Here is a 16,676-nt window from a genome sequence, read left to right as displayed (position 1 = left end):
TTGGTTTCTAGTTAATATCGTCCCCAAGCGGACGATTGGAAAAGAGATGGTAAGCTGCGGTGTAGCGGCTCTGAACGATAATGTTGGCAACCACTTCAGGTGGCTCCGGATGGGCCTTGGTCAGCCAGTGCTGAATAATTGTCAGCACGCCACTAAAGTAGATTGGCATGGCGTAGTCAGCCGGAATCGACTGGAAATATTGATGATTTAAGGGCGCCTGCTCAGTAGTGGCGAGTAAATTATCAATGAGACCGGCCTGAAGCTGATCAAGAAACTGTGGATCACCATGGGGGCCAAGCAAGGCCTGAAAACTAGCCAATTGGGTGTTGATATTCGTTGTTAGTTCCAGATAGGTTGGATAAGCATTATGCGGGTCAGGATGAACCAGGGCAGCTTGAATCCCTTGGTTAAGGACTTGCTTTGAAACGGTTGCTTGTTCGATTAAAGCATGTTCGAAAGCGTGAATGAAGTCGTAAATATCTTGAAAGTGACTGTAAAAACTCCCACGACTAACGTGGGCTGCTTTGACGACCATGGTGACAGTCAATTTAAAGATGGGGGTCACTGTCAGTAGTGCTGGGACAGTTGCGAACATTTTCTGTACGGCAAGCGGATAGTTAGTTGTCATCATGTCACCTCCTGTGAATGGTCAATTTGACCTCAATTGTACATTTCCAACGCACTCGTTTGGTCTTAGACTATGGTTATTCTAAAAAACGAGGTGCAGATAATGTCAAAAATTGATTTTCATACCCACTATTTACCAACGAGTTACGTTGAGGCACTAAAGCGTCATGTTCCAGGTGATCCTGATGGTTGGCCGACACCTGAGTGGACACCACAGCTTACGCTTAACTTTATGCGTGATAATGATATTAGTTACTCGATTTTATCGTTATCATCCCCACACGTGAACTTCGGTGATAAGGCGGAAACCATACGCTTAGTTGAAGCGGCTAACGACGATGGTAAAAGCTTGGCCCAGCAATGTCCAGATCAATTAGGATACTTGGCGAGTCTACCAATCCCTTATGAACTGGATGCTGTCAAAACGGTGCAACAGGCTTTGGACCAGGATGGTGCTTTAGGCGTCACAGTGCCAACCAACTCACGTGGACTTTACTTTGGATCACCAGTCTTGGAACGGGTCTACCAAGAACTAGATGCTCGCCAAGCGATTGTGGCCTTACATCCAAATGAACCAGCAATCTTGCCTAAAAACGTTGATATTGATTTACCAGTGCCGTTGTTGGGATTCTTCATGGATACCACGATGACGTTTATTAATATGTTGAAGTATCACTTCTTTGAAAAATATCCTAATATCAAGGTGATTATACCGCATGCTGGTGCTTTTTTGGGAATTGTTGATGATCGAATCGCACAATATGCGCAGAAGGTTTATCAGGTGGATGTTTATGATGTGATGCACCATGTTTATTTTGACGTAGCTGGAGCCGTGCTACCACGGCAGTTGCCAACTTTAATGAGCTTGGCTCAGCCTGAGCACCTACTTTACGGGAGTGATACTCCATATACGCCGTTAGATGGCTCGCGGCAATTAGGTCACGCTTTAACAACGACTGATCTATTAACAAATGAGCAGAAACAAGCGATCTTTTACGATAACGCCCATCGCTTACTGACTGAGTAAGTGATGTTAGGATAACTGTTGAATTTTTGGCGTGACCAATATTAAAAACCGGAACACCTGTTAATTACTGGTGTTCCGGCTTTTTTACGTTATTGTTAGCATAATTAGTTGGGCTAATCTGCTGTACGGGTAATGCAAGTAATCAGAACCCTCGTCTAAAAATAAAGTGGCTATGGTGTTGCTGTTTTAGCCATTGTCTGACCGACTGTTGCGGTATATTCACGTTCACCAAGACTGTTGGGATGTAAATTATCTTTGACAAACCAGTTGTCGTTGTCTTGCGCAACGTATAGCCAATCAATGAGATGCACATTGTTATATTTTTTAGCGGCCGCGGCAATCAATTGATTGTTAGGGTCTTGCCAATCTTTGCCTGGAACGCGGGTGTTGACCCAGTAAATCTGGTGGTTGCTGCCAATCTGATCAATGATCCCATCGATTTCGGCGGCACTCGTTGGACCGTTCGTCCCCAAGTTGATCAGCACGTTTTTCTGAATTGCATTATCAGCTTTTAATTGGCTAATGACGGCTGGTGCTTCCGACACTTGGCGACCAACCTTGGCGTCAACGTTAAAATGGCCAAAGATTTGTTTTAAGTCACTCGTGGTGCGGACCATGATTGAATCACCGATCCCCGTCACTTTAAGTTTGCGCAGGACGTGAATTTCACTAGTGGATAATTGATATTTTTCACCAAGGGCACTATCCGAAACGGCGTGTGTAGCGCCCTTAGTTTTAGTATTCCCCGTAATGGCGTTGCCAATACTGACAACCTGTTGCTTAATGGTTGGCGTTGGAATGATCAATGCGCCACCAATGAAGACGACAGCAAAGATTCCAACCAACCAATAAATTAATTTTTGATGTTTCATTTGGCACCTCCATACCCCGCTATAAGATTAGCTTACCACCATTACAGTGTCAATTATGAAATTTATCATAAGGTGCTTAAAGTGGTGTGATGGCAGGTTTGTCAGTCGGACTGTCTAAGTTGAATTTGAAAAGACCATTGGAAAGTTAACTGGTGCTTGTTAGACTAAGGCTAGTGCTTTTGGAGGTGGTTAAATGCAAAAGAAAACAGTGGGACTGTTATTAGCCAGTGCCGGGCCTTTTTTGTGGGGAAGCTCGGGAACGGTGGCACAACATCTATTTGACACCACAACGATTTCGCCGTTGTGGTTAGTGGCGGTGCGGATGCTAGTATCTGGAGGTCTGTTAATTTTATATGGATTTAGTCGCCGGTTACCGGTCATGGCCGTGTTTCATGACTGGCGGGCAACGGTGCGTCTGATTGTGTTCAGCCTGTTCGGGATGGCTGGCGTTCAATTGACTTATTTTATGGCAATCAGTACTGGTAATGCGGCGATGGCCGCAATCTTGCAATTCTTGTCACCGGTGATGATTATTATCTTTATCACCGCCACGACTTGGCAGCTTCCAGGGAAAGTGGACGTCATTTCTGTGGTCTCAGCAATCGCTGGGACGGTTCTAATCGTCACGGAGGGGCACACTGACTCGCTGGCTTTGCCAGTAATTGCAATTATCTGGGGATTGTTGGCCGCGGTTGGTGCAACCATCTACACATTAATGCCAACAAAATTATTAAAAGTGTATGGCGCCACACCCATTGTTGGTTGGTCAATGCTGATTGGTGGTGGCTTGGTATTAGTCGGAACAGGTGCTTGGCACCATTCGCCGCAGCTAACCTGGGTGGCGTGGGGGCAAGTCGGCTTCGTCGTGATTTTTGGCACGATGCTGGCCTACTTGTTCTTTTTACAGAGCCTAGAATATATCTTACCAACGACTGCCAGCGTCTTAGGTGCCATTGAACCATTAGCGGCAACTATTTTGAGTGTATTATTTTTACATGTGCACTTTAATTGGGTCGGACTTATCGGTGCAATGATGATTGTCGGCGTGACAATCCTACAGTTTATGGCGACCAGGGCTAATCAATTCGTCCCCAAGTGAACCATTACAGGTATGTACGACGTCTAAATGATATATGAACAGATTAATCGTTTTATTCACAAATCCTATTGAAAATCCGTCTTGCTAGCGTATACTCTTCAGGTGAAGGTTATTATGTCATAAGGGGGATTTTTTGATGAAGTTGAGTAAACGGGGAATATACTGGTTACTTGGATTAGTAAGTGTTGCAATCTTACTATTATTTAGTCAGTCAGTGACTGCGCAGGCGGCGACTAATTATCATGCGAAGGATTACACAACCAGCGCAGCGGTTATCAACGGGCCTGATTTTAAACACGCCGACACGATTCAGATTCAGTATAAGATGAGTTTTGGCGATACGGCTTTCAAAGCGGGGGATACCGTTACCATCGATATGCCGGATAATCTAGTGCCGCGAACGGTTGGTGCGACATTTGATGTGACCGATGCCGAGACGGGCGCTGTGATTGGGACCGGGGTCGTCGGCGACAATGGTCAGGTCATCTTGACGATGAATTCGGCGATTGAAGGTAAAACGAATGTCAAGATTGACGTAAACCTAGGGATGAAGTATCGCTATGATGATTTAGGTGAACAAGACGTTGTGTTTGATACCCAAGACGGTCAAGATACATCAGTGATCAATATGGTTGCTAATGAAGCTAATATGTCTAAAAAAGGCACCATTGATAAAGAAAATGGCACGATTAAGTGGACCTTACTTGTTGATCGGCGTGAAATTACCATGAAAAACTTATCGATTGCCGATACCATTGGTGATCATCAGCAAATGATCAAAGGTATTGAAGTCTACAATGGTGAATGGTCGAGTGCCAACACTTACAAGCGGCGTGATAAGCTTAGTGACGATGCTTATCAAGTTAACTACAGCGATAATGGTTTTGACTTGAAATTCAACGATACAGTCAGCAACCTAGTTGTCATCGATTACTATACTAAAATTACGGATACAGAATTAATTGATCAAAATTATCATTTTAAAAATAAAGCTGTAATGGAATGGGGCGGCGGCACGTCCGGTGGCAAGAACAGCGAAGAAGCTAACGGTAAGGTCTACGAAAAAGTCGTTAACGGTGGGAGCGGTACTGGCGACTTAAGTTCCAGCTCGAGTTCGAACAGCTCTAGCTCAAATAATTCGAGTGACGTCGATTCCAGTTCCGACGATTCTAATTCTGAAAGTTCAAGCGCTGTGGACTCCAGTTCCGACGATTCTAGTTCTGAAAGTTCAAGCGCTGTGGACTCCAGTTCCGACCATTCTAGTTCGGAAAGTTCGAGCGCTGTGGACTCCAGTTCCGACGATTCTAGTTCTGAAAGTTCAAGCGCTGTGGACTCTAGTTCTGACCACTCCGGTTCTGAAAGCTCGAGTGATGTAAATACTAGTTCTGAGAGTTCTGACAATACGACTACGGAACCAGACAATGGCCATCAGACTGGTGACATTGAAGATCCCGAAGATAATACGGCGGTTTATCCAGATATCGATGAAGATACTGGGACCATCGATGTTGATGGTGGGTTCGATAGTAACTACGATGGGAGTACGACTTCCAACAGTACTAATTCGTCAAAACCATTGAAAGATTCAACTTCGAGTGTCTTTACGAGTACGCCCGCTAACGCAACGACGGGCCAAGATGGTGCTGATCAAACGCCAGCAGCGGATACTAAAAAGTCTAGTGCTAAGACAACGGTATCTGAAAGTGACGCGTTGACCCCATCAACGCCTAACCAAGTTGCTAAGTTGCCACAAACTAACGAAGCTAAGATGGACAGTCAAGCACTTCGTTCAGTCGGTATTTTATTAGGCGTATTAACGCTAGGTGGCGGTGCACTTATCCGTCATTGGTTTTAAGGCTAACTGATAGCCCTAAAATGATGCACATATAATGTTATTTTTTAAAACGGCCTTCTGTTAATTCAGAAAGCCGTTTTTAGTTAGCGGTCATTTAATAGCTAACTTGAAATCGTTAGATGAGTTAGCATGGCGATCATGGTCATTAAAAAGATTACTGGTTCAACGTACGTCAATATTGGTTTACGGTGGGGTTCCCAGGCGGCTGCTGACTACGGTAATCAGTATTAGTCGCAATCGGCATAACTGGTTGCGCAATTCGATTTGATTTTAACTGGATAATGGGGGTAAAGTAACGAATAGATAGAAATGGAGGTCACAAGATGAGTAACCGATTGATTTTTGATGCTGACTGGCTGGTGCCGGAACAGGTCCAAGTTGCCGGTCAGACCATTCAATATTATGCTGCCCGTAATATTCAGTACGTTCAGCATCCGGTCGCAGCGATTCAGGTCCTAAACGTCTTTGTACCAGCCGCATACTTGCATGGTAGTTCAGTCAATGGCTATCAGCGGGCAACGGCGCCCATTCTGATGCCGAATACGGTCGGCGGTTATTTGCCAGGACCGGCGGATGATCCGCAACGTGTCACTTGGCCGACGAATGCAGGGACGATTCAACAGGCACTTAAACGCGGTTACGTTGTGGTGGCCGCTGGAATTCGCGGTCGTACGACGGTTGATAAGTCTGGGCAACGGGTCGGGCAAGCGCCGGCTTTTATCGTAGATATGAAGGCGGCAATCCGTTACGTTAAGTATAATCAGGGCCGGCTGCCAGGTGACGCGAACCGGATCATCACGAATGGAACGAGTGCCGGGGGTGCCACTTCGGCTTTAGCGGGTGCGAGCGGCAATTCGGCTTATTTTGAACCAGCCTTAACTGCGCTCGGGGCAGCACCGGCGACTGACGATATCTTTGCGGTGTCGGCTTACTGCCCGATTCATAATCTGGAACACGCAGACATGGCCTACGAGTGGCAGTTTAATGGCATTAATGACTGGCATCGTTATCAGCCTGTTGCGGGGACGACCAAGAATGGGCGACCCAAATTTGAACCGGTTAGTGGTCAACTCACAGTTGAAGAACAAGCCCTTTCGTTGGCGTTAAAAGCCCAGTTCAGTACCTACTTGAACCAGTTGAAACTCACGGCCAGTGACGGGACGCTTTTGACGCTTAACGAGGCGGGAATGGGTTCATTTCGTGATGTTGTTCGCCAATTATTGATATCGTCTGCTCAGACGGCATTCGATCAGGGGACGGATATTCATAAGTACGCTGGCTTTGTCGTTACTGGAAATCAGGTGACGAACTTGGATTTATCAGCTTATTTGAAGTCGTTAACTCGCATGAAAGCCGTCCCGGCGTTTGACCAATTAGATTTGACGAGTCCAGAGAATAATTTGTTTGGCGATGCAACGGTGCAAGCCAAGCACTTTACGGCCTTGGCACAGACGCGAAGTACGGTGACGGCACAACTAGCGGACGCTGAGCTGATTCAGGCGATTAATCCGCTCAGTTACTTAACGACAACTTCGTCACAAGTTGCTAAGCACTGGCGGATTCGCCACGGTGCGGCCGACCGAGATACGAGTTTTGCAATCCCGATTATTTTAGCCATAATGTTAGAAAATCAGGGTTATGAGGTTGATTTTGCGCTACCGTGGGATATTCCCCACAGTGGGGACTATGATTTAGGTGATTTATTTGCCTGGATTGACGGCTTGTGCCAATAATTTGAATACGATAATTGAAAGCAACCAGCAAGGACATCGTGCCTGGCTGGTTTTTGGGTTGAATTAGTAACGACAATGTGATGAAAATAACGTTGACAATTTTCAAAACGCGTGGTTAAATGTAGTTATTCTCATATTCTTCTAATCATATTCTTATTAATTCAAACGGAGGTTTACATATGGAAACAACCACAACCGCGGCTACCGCGACACATAAGATGAGTACCATGGATTACGTTTATAAAGTTTCAGCAGGTGTTTCTAATGCCATTTTAGTTTGTTTAGGGATTGGGTTGTTATTGCAGTCACTCGCGAATTTTGTTCACTGGACGGCATTATACCAAGTCGGTGCGATTGCCCAAGTGTTATTAGGACCGGCATTTGGCGTCGCGATTGCAACGATGCTCAACAGCAACACGTTAGTTACGTTTAGCGCCATGATTTCGTCGACGATCGGGGCGAACGCTGTCTTCTTCTCACAGTCCGCAACTAACGGCGTCACGGCGACGGGACATACGTTGGCCCAAGCAGCTCAGAGCTCGATTTTTACCACCGGCCAACCGATTTCGGCCGTTGCGGCTGGGTTAGTCGCGGTTCTGATTGGTAATTATTTAACTGGTAAGACGCCACTTGATATGATGTTGGTCCCGTTAGCGGCCACTTTTGTCGGTGCGGTGGTTGGTCTCGGGTTAGCATCCGTAACGACGCCCGCGTTGGTCTGGCTGAGCAAGTTCATCGCGACTTCAATGAAGGTCAACCCGTTGATCGGTTCGATGGCCGTTTCACTTGCCTGGGCGTTATTTTTAATGACACCTGCGTCTTCGGCCGCATTGGCGGTGGCGGTCATGTTGGATCCCGTCTCATCGGGCGCGGCCTTAATTGGAACAACCGCCCAGTTCGTGGGCTTTACGATTATGTCTTTTCGCCAAAACAACTTGGGGGCCAATATCGCTCAGGGGATTATCACGCCTAAAGTCCAATTTCCAAACTTGCTGGTGAATCCACGGTTAGCGATTCCACCAATGGTTGCTGCGGTTATTGCCGCCCCGGTGGCGACGATTGCCTTTCATTTTTCAACCAGTTACAAGCTGGCCGGCTTAGGATTGAATTCGTTAATTGCACCGATTTCGTTAGCATCGACGAACTTTAACAGTTTTATGGTCTATCTCTTGACGGGGGTGTTGATGCCAGCAGTTATTTCAATCGTACTGTACCGCGTTCTAGTTGCGGCAAAGTGGGTCGAATCGCAGCAGTTACAGTTGGAAATCGTTTGATGTCCAGCCGATATTAAAGACCTGTTTCTATGACCGATGTGAAGGCCGTGGAAACAGGCTTTTTGTATGGTGTGAGCTGTTTTTTTCAGGATAAGGTGGGTGCTCAGGACTATGAAATAGCACGTAAATCCACTATATTAAAGGTGTGAATAATGAATAAGTGAGATGACATCGATGGAATTTAAGATTAAACGGGATGGTTTGGCGTTACAGGCAAGGTTGGATACTCCAGCGGCACCGAGCACAACGCTAGTCATCTTGATGCATGGGTTTACGGCCGATATGGGATATGATACGACCCAATTTGTGCCGCAATTGGCGCAGGCATTAGTTGCCCACGGCTTGGCAGTTCTGCGTTTTGACTTCAATGGCCATGGCCGTAGTGAAGGCCGGTTTCAAGATATGACGGTGGTTAATGAGATCGCGGACGCCAAAGCAGTTTTAGATGAAGCCTTGACCTTACATTATGACCACATTGTCTTGGCAGGGCATTCGCAAGGTGGGGTGGTAGCCAGCATGTTAGCGGGGTATTATCCAGACGTGGTCGACAAACTGATCTTGATGGCGCCGGCCGCAACGTTAAAGTCCGATGCGCAACAAGGTGTTCTGCAAGGTGCGACCTATGATCCACAACATATTCCGACCTATTTGAATATTCGTGATGGCCTTAAAGTTGGTGGCTTTTATTTGCGGACCGCACAACAGTTGCCGATTTATGAGGTAGCTCAGCAGTATTCCGGTTCGGTGACATTGATTCACGGTACAGCCGACACGGTGGTCTCGCCACAGGCTTCTGAAAAGTATCATGAGGTCTATCAGCACAGTCAGTTGCATTGGGTTCAGGACGGTGACCATCGCTTTAGCGGCGATGTGCGCGCTACCACGATCCAATTAGCACTGGCCGCGTTTAAATGATGACTTACGCCAGTTAATATAATGTTAGGTTAGTTAACGTTGGTGAGTTTAAAGGCGGTGCTGACAAATTAGTTTAATGTTCAATGAAAATAACCTTAATCTTTTACCGGAAGACGCCTATACTAAGAGTAGTTAGTTTTCTGAAAGTAAGGTGTGCAACGTGAAAAGTGAAGTACAGGGAATCATTCAAGATTTATATCAAGAATTAGCACCAACTGCGGCGAATCAAGAAATTCGGGCAGCACTATTGAAGGCACACCAACAATTGAAACAGGCGCCCCAGCTTGATCATGCGCTAATTAAGCGGTTAACGAATGACGTGACTTATAATATTTTTACTAAACAGTTGCGCTTGACGCCAACTGAAAACTTATTGGTTAGTGAGTTACTATCGGTCAGTCATCGGTTGAGTGCGTAATGGCTGAACCAGCGACTCATTTTGGAGGTGGGACGATGCGCCGAATCATCGCAATCGGGAAAGCACTAGTGACGGCCGGATGGTTAATAACGATTATTCTGGTGGGTTACGGTGTTAGCCGTCAGCTCAAGCGGACACTATTCGAGTAGCACCCTGTTATCGGTTACAAATTAATTTGCTCAATCTAATGAATATAAAAAACCTCGTAAATTAACGCTTATGATAATGCGTTAATTTACGAGGCTTTATTTGTGATACCTTCGAACAACTAGTATTGACTACCGAACAAGTTACCAATTTGATTGGCAAAGTCAGTTGCGTGACTGAGAAGTGCAGTCTGTAAATCCTGCAGAATAATTTTATCCATAAAGTAGAACAGCAGGCTAACGACTAGAACCGCAATAAGGGCTAGGTAGACACGGCTAATTAATGGTTGGGTCACCGACTTGTTAATGACGAAGATCAAACCTAATTGCCAGACAAGGACACTGACACTCAACAGGATGATCGACCATCTGAAGCTAGCCGCAATGGTAAAGAAGTTATCAACACTGAAGTTAACTAGGGACGAAGCAAACCATAATAATAGGTTCACAATAATTGCGTAATTGGTTAACTGACCGAAGCGTTCCATATAGGTCGTAAAGCCGACTTTGGTCCCACGACTGCCAAGTAAGCAGGTGACATAGCCGACAGCCAGGTAGAAGCACATGCCGATTAGGAGACATAAGAAAATCTTTAAGTCGGTGGAAAAAGCTAATTTACTAATGTGGAAATAGCTTTGACTGTCATTGGCAGTGGTCAGAAACTTATTGCTAATGGTTACAGCGGCCAACGTCATAAATAGTGCTTCAATGACAAAGGAAATGTAACTAAAATAACTTTCAGTTCGGACTTCACAGCTAGGATTTTTCCAGCTAGCCAAGAGCCAACTAAAATAATTCTTAGCAGATGATTGCAGCTGTTGGACTTGTTGGTTAGTAGCCGTCCGTGTCGTATCAGCAGCTGCTGAACGTGATGCTGTTTGTTTTTCAGCGCTGGCCGATTGTTGTTGATTGGCTGAAGCTGTGCTGGTATGGACAGCTGCTTGCGTCGTTGCAGTCGTTGTTTGGGTAGCTGTGGCTGAAGTGGCGTTGGCCGTTGCCGAGGCCGGTGTCGCTTTGGTTAGATCGTAACCACAGTGGGTACAGAACTTTGCATTGGCAGCAATCTCAGTGCCGCAGTTGGGACATTTTTTCATAAGTTAAATTCTCCTTCATTAATTATCAGAATCATCGGATTTAGTGTACGACCGAATTTTTTGGGCCGGTGTGATTTTAACAATCTTGTAGTGCCCCCCGGTTTTCTCGACCGTCGCGGTGTAACGAAAGACCTGAATGCGTTCATCTTCAGAGTTGGTAAAGTCATATTTGACGTCATAAGTGATCTGACTTTGTTGTTTAGCTGCTGGAACCGTTGATAAGACAGTCGGCTCATAGGTGACATCGAGGACGTCATCATTGTCGTAGTAGCCCTTCGCCATTTGGACCAGTTCTTTGTAGTCCGTGTTATCGGTACCGTTGACGAAGTAGTCGTCCAAAGTGCGGTCATCGTAATCCGAAGCATCCGATAGGTCACCGGTGGACGTATAACTGCTGACAGCGGTGAAGATACCGTTCAGGTAGTCCGAGGCAGTATCTTTACTCATCACACCGGCAAATTTGAGGTCCACGTCTTGACCCTCAGCGTCACTAACGTTAGTTTGTTTGGCGGTCAATGTTTGTGAACCGGCTTTGTATTTACCAGTCAACATCATGCGATTAGACCAGGGAATATCATTCAGCGCCAGTGTGCCACTGCTGTTAATCGTTCCTTCATTTTCGCCATTGATATAAACGGTGGTATTCGGTGTACCATTAACGGTGAAGGAAATTGTACGTAAATCTAAGTCGTAAGTTTGGCCGTTTGCCCGGAGGTAATAGGTGCCCTCATTGGTAATCTGATGGCCGCTAACCGTTCCCTTGGCAGTCAAGGTGTATGAACCAGGAACATACGGCCCGATTTTATGCTCGTAAGTTGCTTTATTAGATGTTGCGACGTGCTTACCATTAACGCTGAGTGCAACGTTACGGTGGTTCGTCGCCAGTGTGGCATAAACGGAAGTGACTTGTAGTTGATACTTATCGAAAAACAACCAGGCTTTACCGGTTTTAACGAACTGAATACCGTAATCATTAGTCGCAGAACGACTTTTAAGCGAACTAGCCAGTGATGCTAATGATTTTCGATTGTTTTTAAAGTAAGTGACCATCGGCTTGACGCTATCATTTGTAATCTTGAGTGATGGGTCAGTGCTAGTTACTTGCTTCGCTAAACCTTTTCCAGTCTTGAGTGCGGTTAAGTCACGGTCGAGCTGATTGAGCGGTTGATAATAATTCTGTCCATACAGATAGCCGCCAATCAGAATGACAACGATAACGGCAATCAGACCCCAACCCCAAGTTGGCATATGGCGTTGGGTTTGTTGTCGAACCTTGCGCGTCGAACTTGTTGTTGACTGCGCGGTGTTTACTGATGGCGATGGCTGATCAGTGGTTGCGTGCAACTTAAAACCGCAATTAGGACAAAATTCATCCGTTGCGGCCACCGCTTGCCCACAGTTAGGACAAAACGATGCTTGGCCGCGACGATCGTCAGCGGCTTTAAAAAATTGGTGCTGTTTATACATTCCCCGATGCTCCTCCAAAAATAGATTGATTAGTCGACAATAAAAAACTATTTACTGGAGTCTTCACAGTAAATAGCCGCTACTATCAATCGAGTTAAAATTCTGAATAAGACGTGTCACTTGAATATGAATAATAAGTGCTAATCGATGAATAAGGCTATTGATGACTAATCATCGTTAATAACTTAAGAAAGTCTAAAAATTATTAACATATTTTAAAGTATAAACATGATTAAACTGTTTATCAATGTTTACACGGCGTATTTATTTAGTAATGCCCCAGTTTGCACAATAAACGACATGTCACGCATTAAAAATACGACTCGGCTAAATGCTGTGCCGGTTCGTTAGTCATGAATTATGATTGAAACGTGCCAAGTTTAGATTGTTATTCGTCAGCCGGTGCGCGTCCTATTCCGACCTCCGGGGCTGGGTGACAATTGCTGGAACGTAGCCGACGTCGATTTGAGCTAACGCCCAACCCGCGTCATCTCAAATACGAGTCTTATTCTAAGCCGGAAGTACCCCACTTCCGACTAAGAATAATTTGGCTACTGAGCATTGTCCACCCAGCCCCTCCGGTCGGGAAGTCGCTCGAATGGCTAATGAACGACCACCGAACTCGGTACAATTTGTCGTTGGCTATTTTGATTAAACAAAGCATTAGGTGTATTAAGCCCTCTGTCAAGAGCTTAAATCTCACTACACCAATTCAGGATTAGTGAGCTATCTCAATATCATTTTCACCCTGACAGTTGATTGACAAAGTTATTGTTTATGAAAAACAATGACGAATTCACCAAAAGTTGGGTACGCACATGTCCGCCATTCGAACACTGTTCCGACTGGAAGGCGTTTCAGCCAATGCTCAGCGGTGAAATTCCACTTAGCAAGCGTCCTTGGCTTGGTTAGTGGAAGACCAGTATTTAAGACGTGGGTTGCGGCTTAAATCTGTGTCCACCGCGTTCCAGCAATTGGCAGAAATGCCTGGAAGTCGGCGTAAGACGCGCCAACTAAGCAATTTTACGCTAACTCGAACTTTTTCCAGCGGGCCTAAGCTGGCTGCTTTTGACTTTGGAAATCAGCACGTTTCAATCATAATTAATACATAACAATCATCGACCTAATGCGTTTAGTTGTATTATTCCATTCACGAATAACATATCTGCGCAATCCGAATTGAACCCGCTTACGAGTGGCCGTATGATGGTCTTGTAAACTTTAAGGGAGATGAATGAAATGGCAGAACAACCATGGGATTTGCGTCGCGTGCTTGATGAGATCAAGGATGATCCAAAGAACTATCATGAAACTGACGTCGAAGTTGATCCAAATGCGGAACTTTCTGGTGTTTATCGGTATATCGGTGCTGGTGGGACCGTTCAACGGCCAACGCAAGAGGGTCCAGCAATGATGTTTAACAACGTTAAGGGGTTTCCTGATACGCGGGTCTTGACTGGATTGATGGCGAGTCGCCGGCGCGTTGGTAAGATGTTCCACCACGATTATCAGACGTTAGGGCAATACTTGAACGAAGCAGTCTCTAATCCAGTGGCGCCAGAAACGGTTGCTGAAGCGGATGCGCCAGCTCACGATGTCGTTTATAAAGCGACGGATGAAGGCTTTGATATTCGGAAGTTAGTGGCAGCACCAACGAATACGCCCCAAGATGCTGGACCATATATTACGGTCGGTGTGGTGTTTGGCTCAAGCATGGACAAGTCTAAGAGTGATGTGACGATTCACCGAATGGTCCTTGAAGATAAGGATAAGTTAGGGATTTATATCATGCCTGGCGGTCGGCACATTGGTGCGTTTGCGGAAGAGTATGAGAAAGCTAACAAGCCAATGCCAATTACAATTAATATTGGTTTGGATCCAGCCATTACGATTGGTGCAACTTTCGAACCACCGACCACGCCATTTGGCTATAACGAATTAGGTGTTGCTGGTGCGATTCGGAACCAAGCTGTTCAATTAGTTGACGGGGTGACCGTCGATGAAAAGGCAATTGCGCGTTCTGAATATACGCTTGAGGGGTACATTATGCCTAACGAACGTATTCAGGAAGATATCAATACGCATACGGGTAAAGCGATGCCTGAATTCCCGGGTTATGATGGTGATGCTAATCCAGCCTTGCAAGTGATTAAGGTGACGGCGGTGACTCATCGGAAGAATGCCATCATGCAAAGCGTGATTGGACCATCCGAAGAACATGTCAGCATGGCGGGGATTCCAACTGAAGCTAGTATCTTACAATTGGTTAACCGTGCCATTCCTGGTAAAGTGACGAATGTTTATAATCCGCCGGCTGGTGGTGGTAAATTGATGACCATCATGCAGATTCATAAGGATAATGAAGCGGATGAAGGAATTCAACGGCAAGCTGCTTTGCTTGCGTTCTCAGCCTTTAAGGAATTGAAGACCGTTATCCTGGTTGATGAAGATGTTGATATTTTTGATATGAATGATGTGATTTGGACGATGAATACCCGTTTCCAAGCCGATCAGGACTTGATGGTCTTATCAGGCATGCGGAATCATCCGTTGGACCCATCGGAACGCCCACAATATGATCCAAAGTCGATTCGTTTCCGTGGGATGAGTTCTAAACTAGTGATTGATGGCACCGTACCATTCGATATGAAGGACCAATTTGAACGGGCCCAATTCATGAAAGTGGCTGACTGGGAGAAGTATTTGAAGTAACGTCATCCATTGCACTTGATGAGCGTATTTTTAACTTATCCGCTTATGCCAACCCAACGAGGTGGAACCAGAACATCTCAACTAATGCAACGACAAAGACAACCGCCGTCAGTGGGATTCCTAACCGCATCACGTCTTTTTGTGTGTAACCCCCACCAGTATCGGGGTCGCTTCCAACTAAGACAGCGAGGTTGTGGAACGGTAAAATATAATGCAAGTTTGTCACCGAGAAGACTAGTAACGATACGGCCAAGGGTGAAATTCCCATATGAGCCGTGGCCGCTACGAAGGCCGGAATCGTAATCCCCATCACCGCAATGACAGAACCCATGAACATGTGGATAATCATGGCAAAAGCAGTAATCACAATCGCTAATAAATAAATATTAGTTGGCAAGTTGCTTGGAATCAAGGTCTTCGCAATCCAATTATTCATGCCAGTCACACCACCGACATTCCCGATTGCGATTGCCGAAGTCAAGAACACGAGCACGTTCACGGGAACACCTTCCCATGATTTGGCCGTCAAGATCCCGCCAACTACCGGGAGACTCATCATCAGCGCAACGATCAACGTCAACCAACCAACGTCCAAACCGGTGATCCCACTCGTTAACCAGAGTGCAATCGCAATGATCAGCCAAATAATTGTTCGAACTTCCTTCCCCGTCATACCACCCAACTGGGCTTGTTGTTGCTTTAACGCTTCCACATCGATGTGGACTTCCTGACTAGGCTTGAAGAGGAATAAGAACAGAAACATGGTTAAGATGGCCGCAATGATCATGGGCACGCCCATGTAGATAAAGTAAGAGACAAAGTTGACGCTTTGACCAGAGGCCTGTACTGCCAACGGATTTAGTGACGTGTCACCAGTATAAAAGACCCCGGATAGTGGACAGGACGCAGCAAAGACAGCGAGGCCTAGCTTAGCCAAATCGCGTTTGGGCATCTTCGCCGTTTCCGCGACCACCGTAATGACGGACATAATCATGAACGCCCGAGGCCATGGATGGGGAATCAGGAGTGCGAGGATAAAGGTCAGGGCAAAAATCGAAATCACAATCCCTTTCCAACTCCGCACAAACTTGATAATGAATGCGTACGCGATGCGTTGACCCAAACCAGATTCATTAACCGCTCCCGCAATCAAGTACGCCCCAATTACGAACCACATAATTGAACCAGTCCACGCCGACGAGAAGACCTGTGACGGTGTCGCCACGTTCATAATAATGAGCAACATTAAGTAAATCCCACCAACGAACGCGGGTTGCGCGATTTGGGTGGCCCACCAGACGACCGTCATCAAACTAAGTGCCAAGTCCATCTGCCCCTTAGCTGACAAGCCGGCAATCGGTAAGAAGTAAATAATGGCAAATACGGCGATTCCACTGAAAAAGCCAATCGTTTTCTTGTTCACGAGCTACATGCTCC

14 protein-coding genes are annotated in these 16,676 nt (G+C 45.9%); 9 read left to right on the top strand and 5 right to left on the bottom strand.

Features of this window, described 5'->3' with window-relative positions:
* Window positions 1-7: 7 nt before the first annotated feature.
* Window positions 8-631, bottom strand: a complete 624-nt coding sequence (locus V7R88_RS11925) for a TetR/AcrR family transcriptional regulator (RefSeq protein WP_054397155.1) — start codon at window positions 629-631, stop codon at window positions 8-10.
* A gap of 99 nt (window positions 632-730) precedes the next feature.
* Here V7R88_RS11925 and V7R88_RS11920 point away from each other — a divergent pair, with 99 nt between their 5' ends.
* The gene (locus V7R88_RS11920) at window positions 731-1,654 is read left to right on the top strand and encodes an amidohydrolase family protein (protein WP_057717693.1); all 924 of its coding nucleotides are present in this window, start codon (window positions 731-733) and stop codon (window positions 1,652-1,654) included.
* 170 nt (window positions 1,655-1,824) lie between these two features.
* Here V7R88_RS11920 and V7R88_RS11915 read toward each other — a convergent pair whose 3' ends face one another.
* Window positions 1,825-2,526 carry a lipase/esterase gene (locus V7R88_RS11915; RefSeq protein WP_015825899.1) on the bottom strand — a complete coding sequence of 234 codons (702 nt, stop codon included), beginning with the start codon at window positions 2,524-2,526 and terminating at the stop codon, window positions 1,825-1,827.
* A gap of 193 nt (window positions 2,527-2,719) precedes the next feature.
* Between V7R88_RS11915 and V7R88_RS11910 the strand changes: the two genes are divergently transcribed.
* The 7 genes from V7R88_RS11910 to V7R88_RS11880 all read left to right on the top strand — a co-directional run bounded on the left by V7R88_RS11910 (window position 2,720) and on the right by V7R88_RS11880 (window position 9,969).
* Window positions 2,720-3,625, top strand: coding sequence for a DMT family transporter (locus tag V7R88_RS11910; protein WP_057717694.1), 906 nt, complete (start codon window positions 2,720-2,722; stop codon window positions 3,623-3,625).
* A gap of 136 nt (window positions 3,626-3,761) precedes the next feature.
* Window positions 3,762-5,480: a collagen binding domain-containing protein gene (locus V7R88_RS11905; RefSeq protein WP_054397149.1), complete on the top strand. Its 1,719-nt coding sequence runs from the start codon at window positions 3,762-3,764 to the stop codon at window positions 5,478-5,480.
* 323 nt (window positions 5,481-5,803) lie between these two features.
* On the top strand, window positions 5,804-7,213 hold the full coding sequence (locus V7R88_RS11900; RefSeq protein WP_054397147.1) for a subtype B tannase: 1,410 nt from the start codon (window positions 5,804-5,806) through the stop codon (window positions 7,211-7,213).
* A gap of 179 nt (window positions 7,214-7,392) precedes the next feature.
* The gene (locus V7R88_RS11895; RefSeq protein ID WP_338816256.1) at window positions 7,393-8,487 is read left to right on the top strand and encodes a PTS transporter subunit IIC; all 1,095 of its coding nucleotides are present in this window, start codon (window positions 7,393-7,395) and stop codon (window positions 8,485-8,487) included.
* 165 nt (window positions 8,488-8,652) lie between these two features.
* Window positions 8,653-9,402, top strand: a complete 750-nt coding sequence (locus V7R88_RS11890; RefSeq protein ID WP_072535135.1) for an alpha/beta hydrolase — start codon at window positions 8,653-8,655, stop codon at window positions 9,400-9,402.
* A 160-nt stretch (window positions 9,403-9,562) separates the two neighbouring features.
* A complete protein-coding gene (locus V7R88_RS11885; protein ID WP_003642219.1) occupies window positions 9,563-9,820 on the top strand; it encodes a bacteriocin immunity protein in 258 nt (85 codons plus the stop codon).
* Window positions 9,820-9,969, top strand: a complete 150-nt coding sequence (locus V7R88_RS11880; RefSeq protein ID WP_003642218.1) for a hypothetical protein — start codon at window positions 9,820-9,822, stop codon at window positions 9,967-9,969. Before V7R88_RS11885 ends, V7R88_RS11880 begins: the two co-directional genes overlap by 1 nt.
* Window positions 9,970-10,088: 119 nt before the next feature.
* Here V7R88_RS11880 and V7R88_RS11875 read toward each other — a convergent pair whose 3' ends face one another.
* Window positions 10,089-11,060, bottom strand: coding sequence for a zinc ribbon domain-containing protein (locus V7R88_RS11875; RefSeq protein ID WP_045352453.1), 972 nt, complete (start codon window positions 11,058-11,060; stop codon window positions 10,089-10,091).
* Between the two features lie 18 nt (window positions 11,061-11,078).
* Window positions 11,079-12,527: a zinc ribbon domain-containing protein gene (locus V7R88_RS11870; RefSeq protein ID WP_054397139.1), complete on the bottom strand. Its 1,449-nt coding sequence runs from the start codon at window positions 12,525-12,527 to the stop codon at window positions 11,079-11,081.
* Between the two features lie 1,239 nt (window positions 12,528-13,766).
* Here V7R88_RS11870 and V7R88_RS11865 point away from each other — a divergent pair.
* A complete protein-coding gene (locus tag V7R88_RS11865) occupies window positions 13,767-15,239 on the top strand; it encodes a UbiD family decarboxylase (RefSeq protein ID WP_003644796.1) in 1,473 nt (490 codons plus the stop codon).
* A 43-nt stretch (window positions 15,240-15,282) separates the two neighbouring features.
* On the opposite strand, the gene V7R88_RS11860 is transcribed toward V7R88_RS11865, so the two are convergent.
* Window positions 15,283-16,662: an SLC13 family permease gene (locus V7R88_RS11860; RefSeq protein ID WP_054398247.1), complete on the bottom strand. Its 1,380-nt coding sequence runs from the start codon at window positions 16,660-16,662 to the stop codon at window positions 15,283-15,285.
* Between the last annotated feature and the right edge of the window lie 14 nt (window positions 16,663-16,676).

It is taken from the genome of Lactiplantibacillus argentoratensis, assembly GCF_037290055.1.
Lineage (GTDB): Bacteria > Bacillota > Bacilli > Lactobacillales > Lactobacillaceae > Lactiplantibacillus > Lactiplantibacillus plantarum.
This window is presented reverse-complemented; position numbering and strand designations above follow the sequence as displayed.

Coding starts and splice junctions, on each gene's coding strand:
- V7R88_RS11900 (WP_054397147.1), top strand. CDS start 5,804: ATGAGTAACCGATTGATTTTTGATGCTGACTGGCTGGTGCCGGAACAG.
- V7R88_RS11920 (WP_057717693.1), top strand. CDS start 731: ATGTCAAAAATTGATTTTCATACCCACTATTTACCAACGAGTTACGTT.
- V7R88_RS11880 (WP_003642218.1), top strand. CDS start 9,820: ATGGCTGAACCAGCGACTCATTTTGGAGGTGGGACGATGCGCCGAATC.
- V7R88_RS11875 (WP_045352453.1), bottom strand. CDS start 11,060: ATGAAAAAATGTCCCAACTGCGGCACTGAGATTGCTGCCAATGCAAAG.
- V7R88_RS11915 (WP_015825899.1), bottom strand. CDS start 2,526: ATGAAACATCAAAAATTAATTTATTGGTTGGTTGGAATCTTTGCTGTC.
- V7R88_RS11895 (WP_338816256.1), top strand. CDS start 7,393: ATGGAAACAACCACAACCGCGGCTACCGCGACACATAAGATGAGTACC.
- V7R88_RS11925 (WP_054397155.1), bottom strand. CDS start 631: ATGATGACAACTAACTATCCGCTTGCCGTACAGAAAATGTTCGCAACT.
- V7R88_RS11905 (WP_054397149.1), top strand. CDS start 3,762: ATGAAGTTGAGTAAACGGGGAATATACTGGTTACTTGGATTAGTAAGT.
- V7R88_RS11865 (WP_003644796.1), top strand. CDS start 13,767: ATGGCAGAACAACCATGGGATTTGCGTCGCGTGCTTGATGAGATCAAG.
- V7R88_RS11870 (WP_054397139.1), bottom strand. CDS start 12,527: ATGTATAAACAGCACCAATTTTTTAAAGCCGCTGACGATCGTCGCGGC.
- V7R88_RS11890 (WP_072535135.1), top strand. CDS start 8,653: ATGACATCGATGGAATTTAAGATTAAACGGGATGGTTTGGCGTTACAG.
- V7R88_RS11910 (WP_057717694.1), top strand. CDS start 2,720: ATGCAAAAGAAAACAGTGGGACTGTTATTAGCCAGTGCCGGGCCTTTT.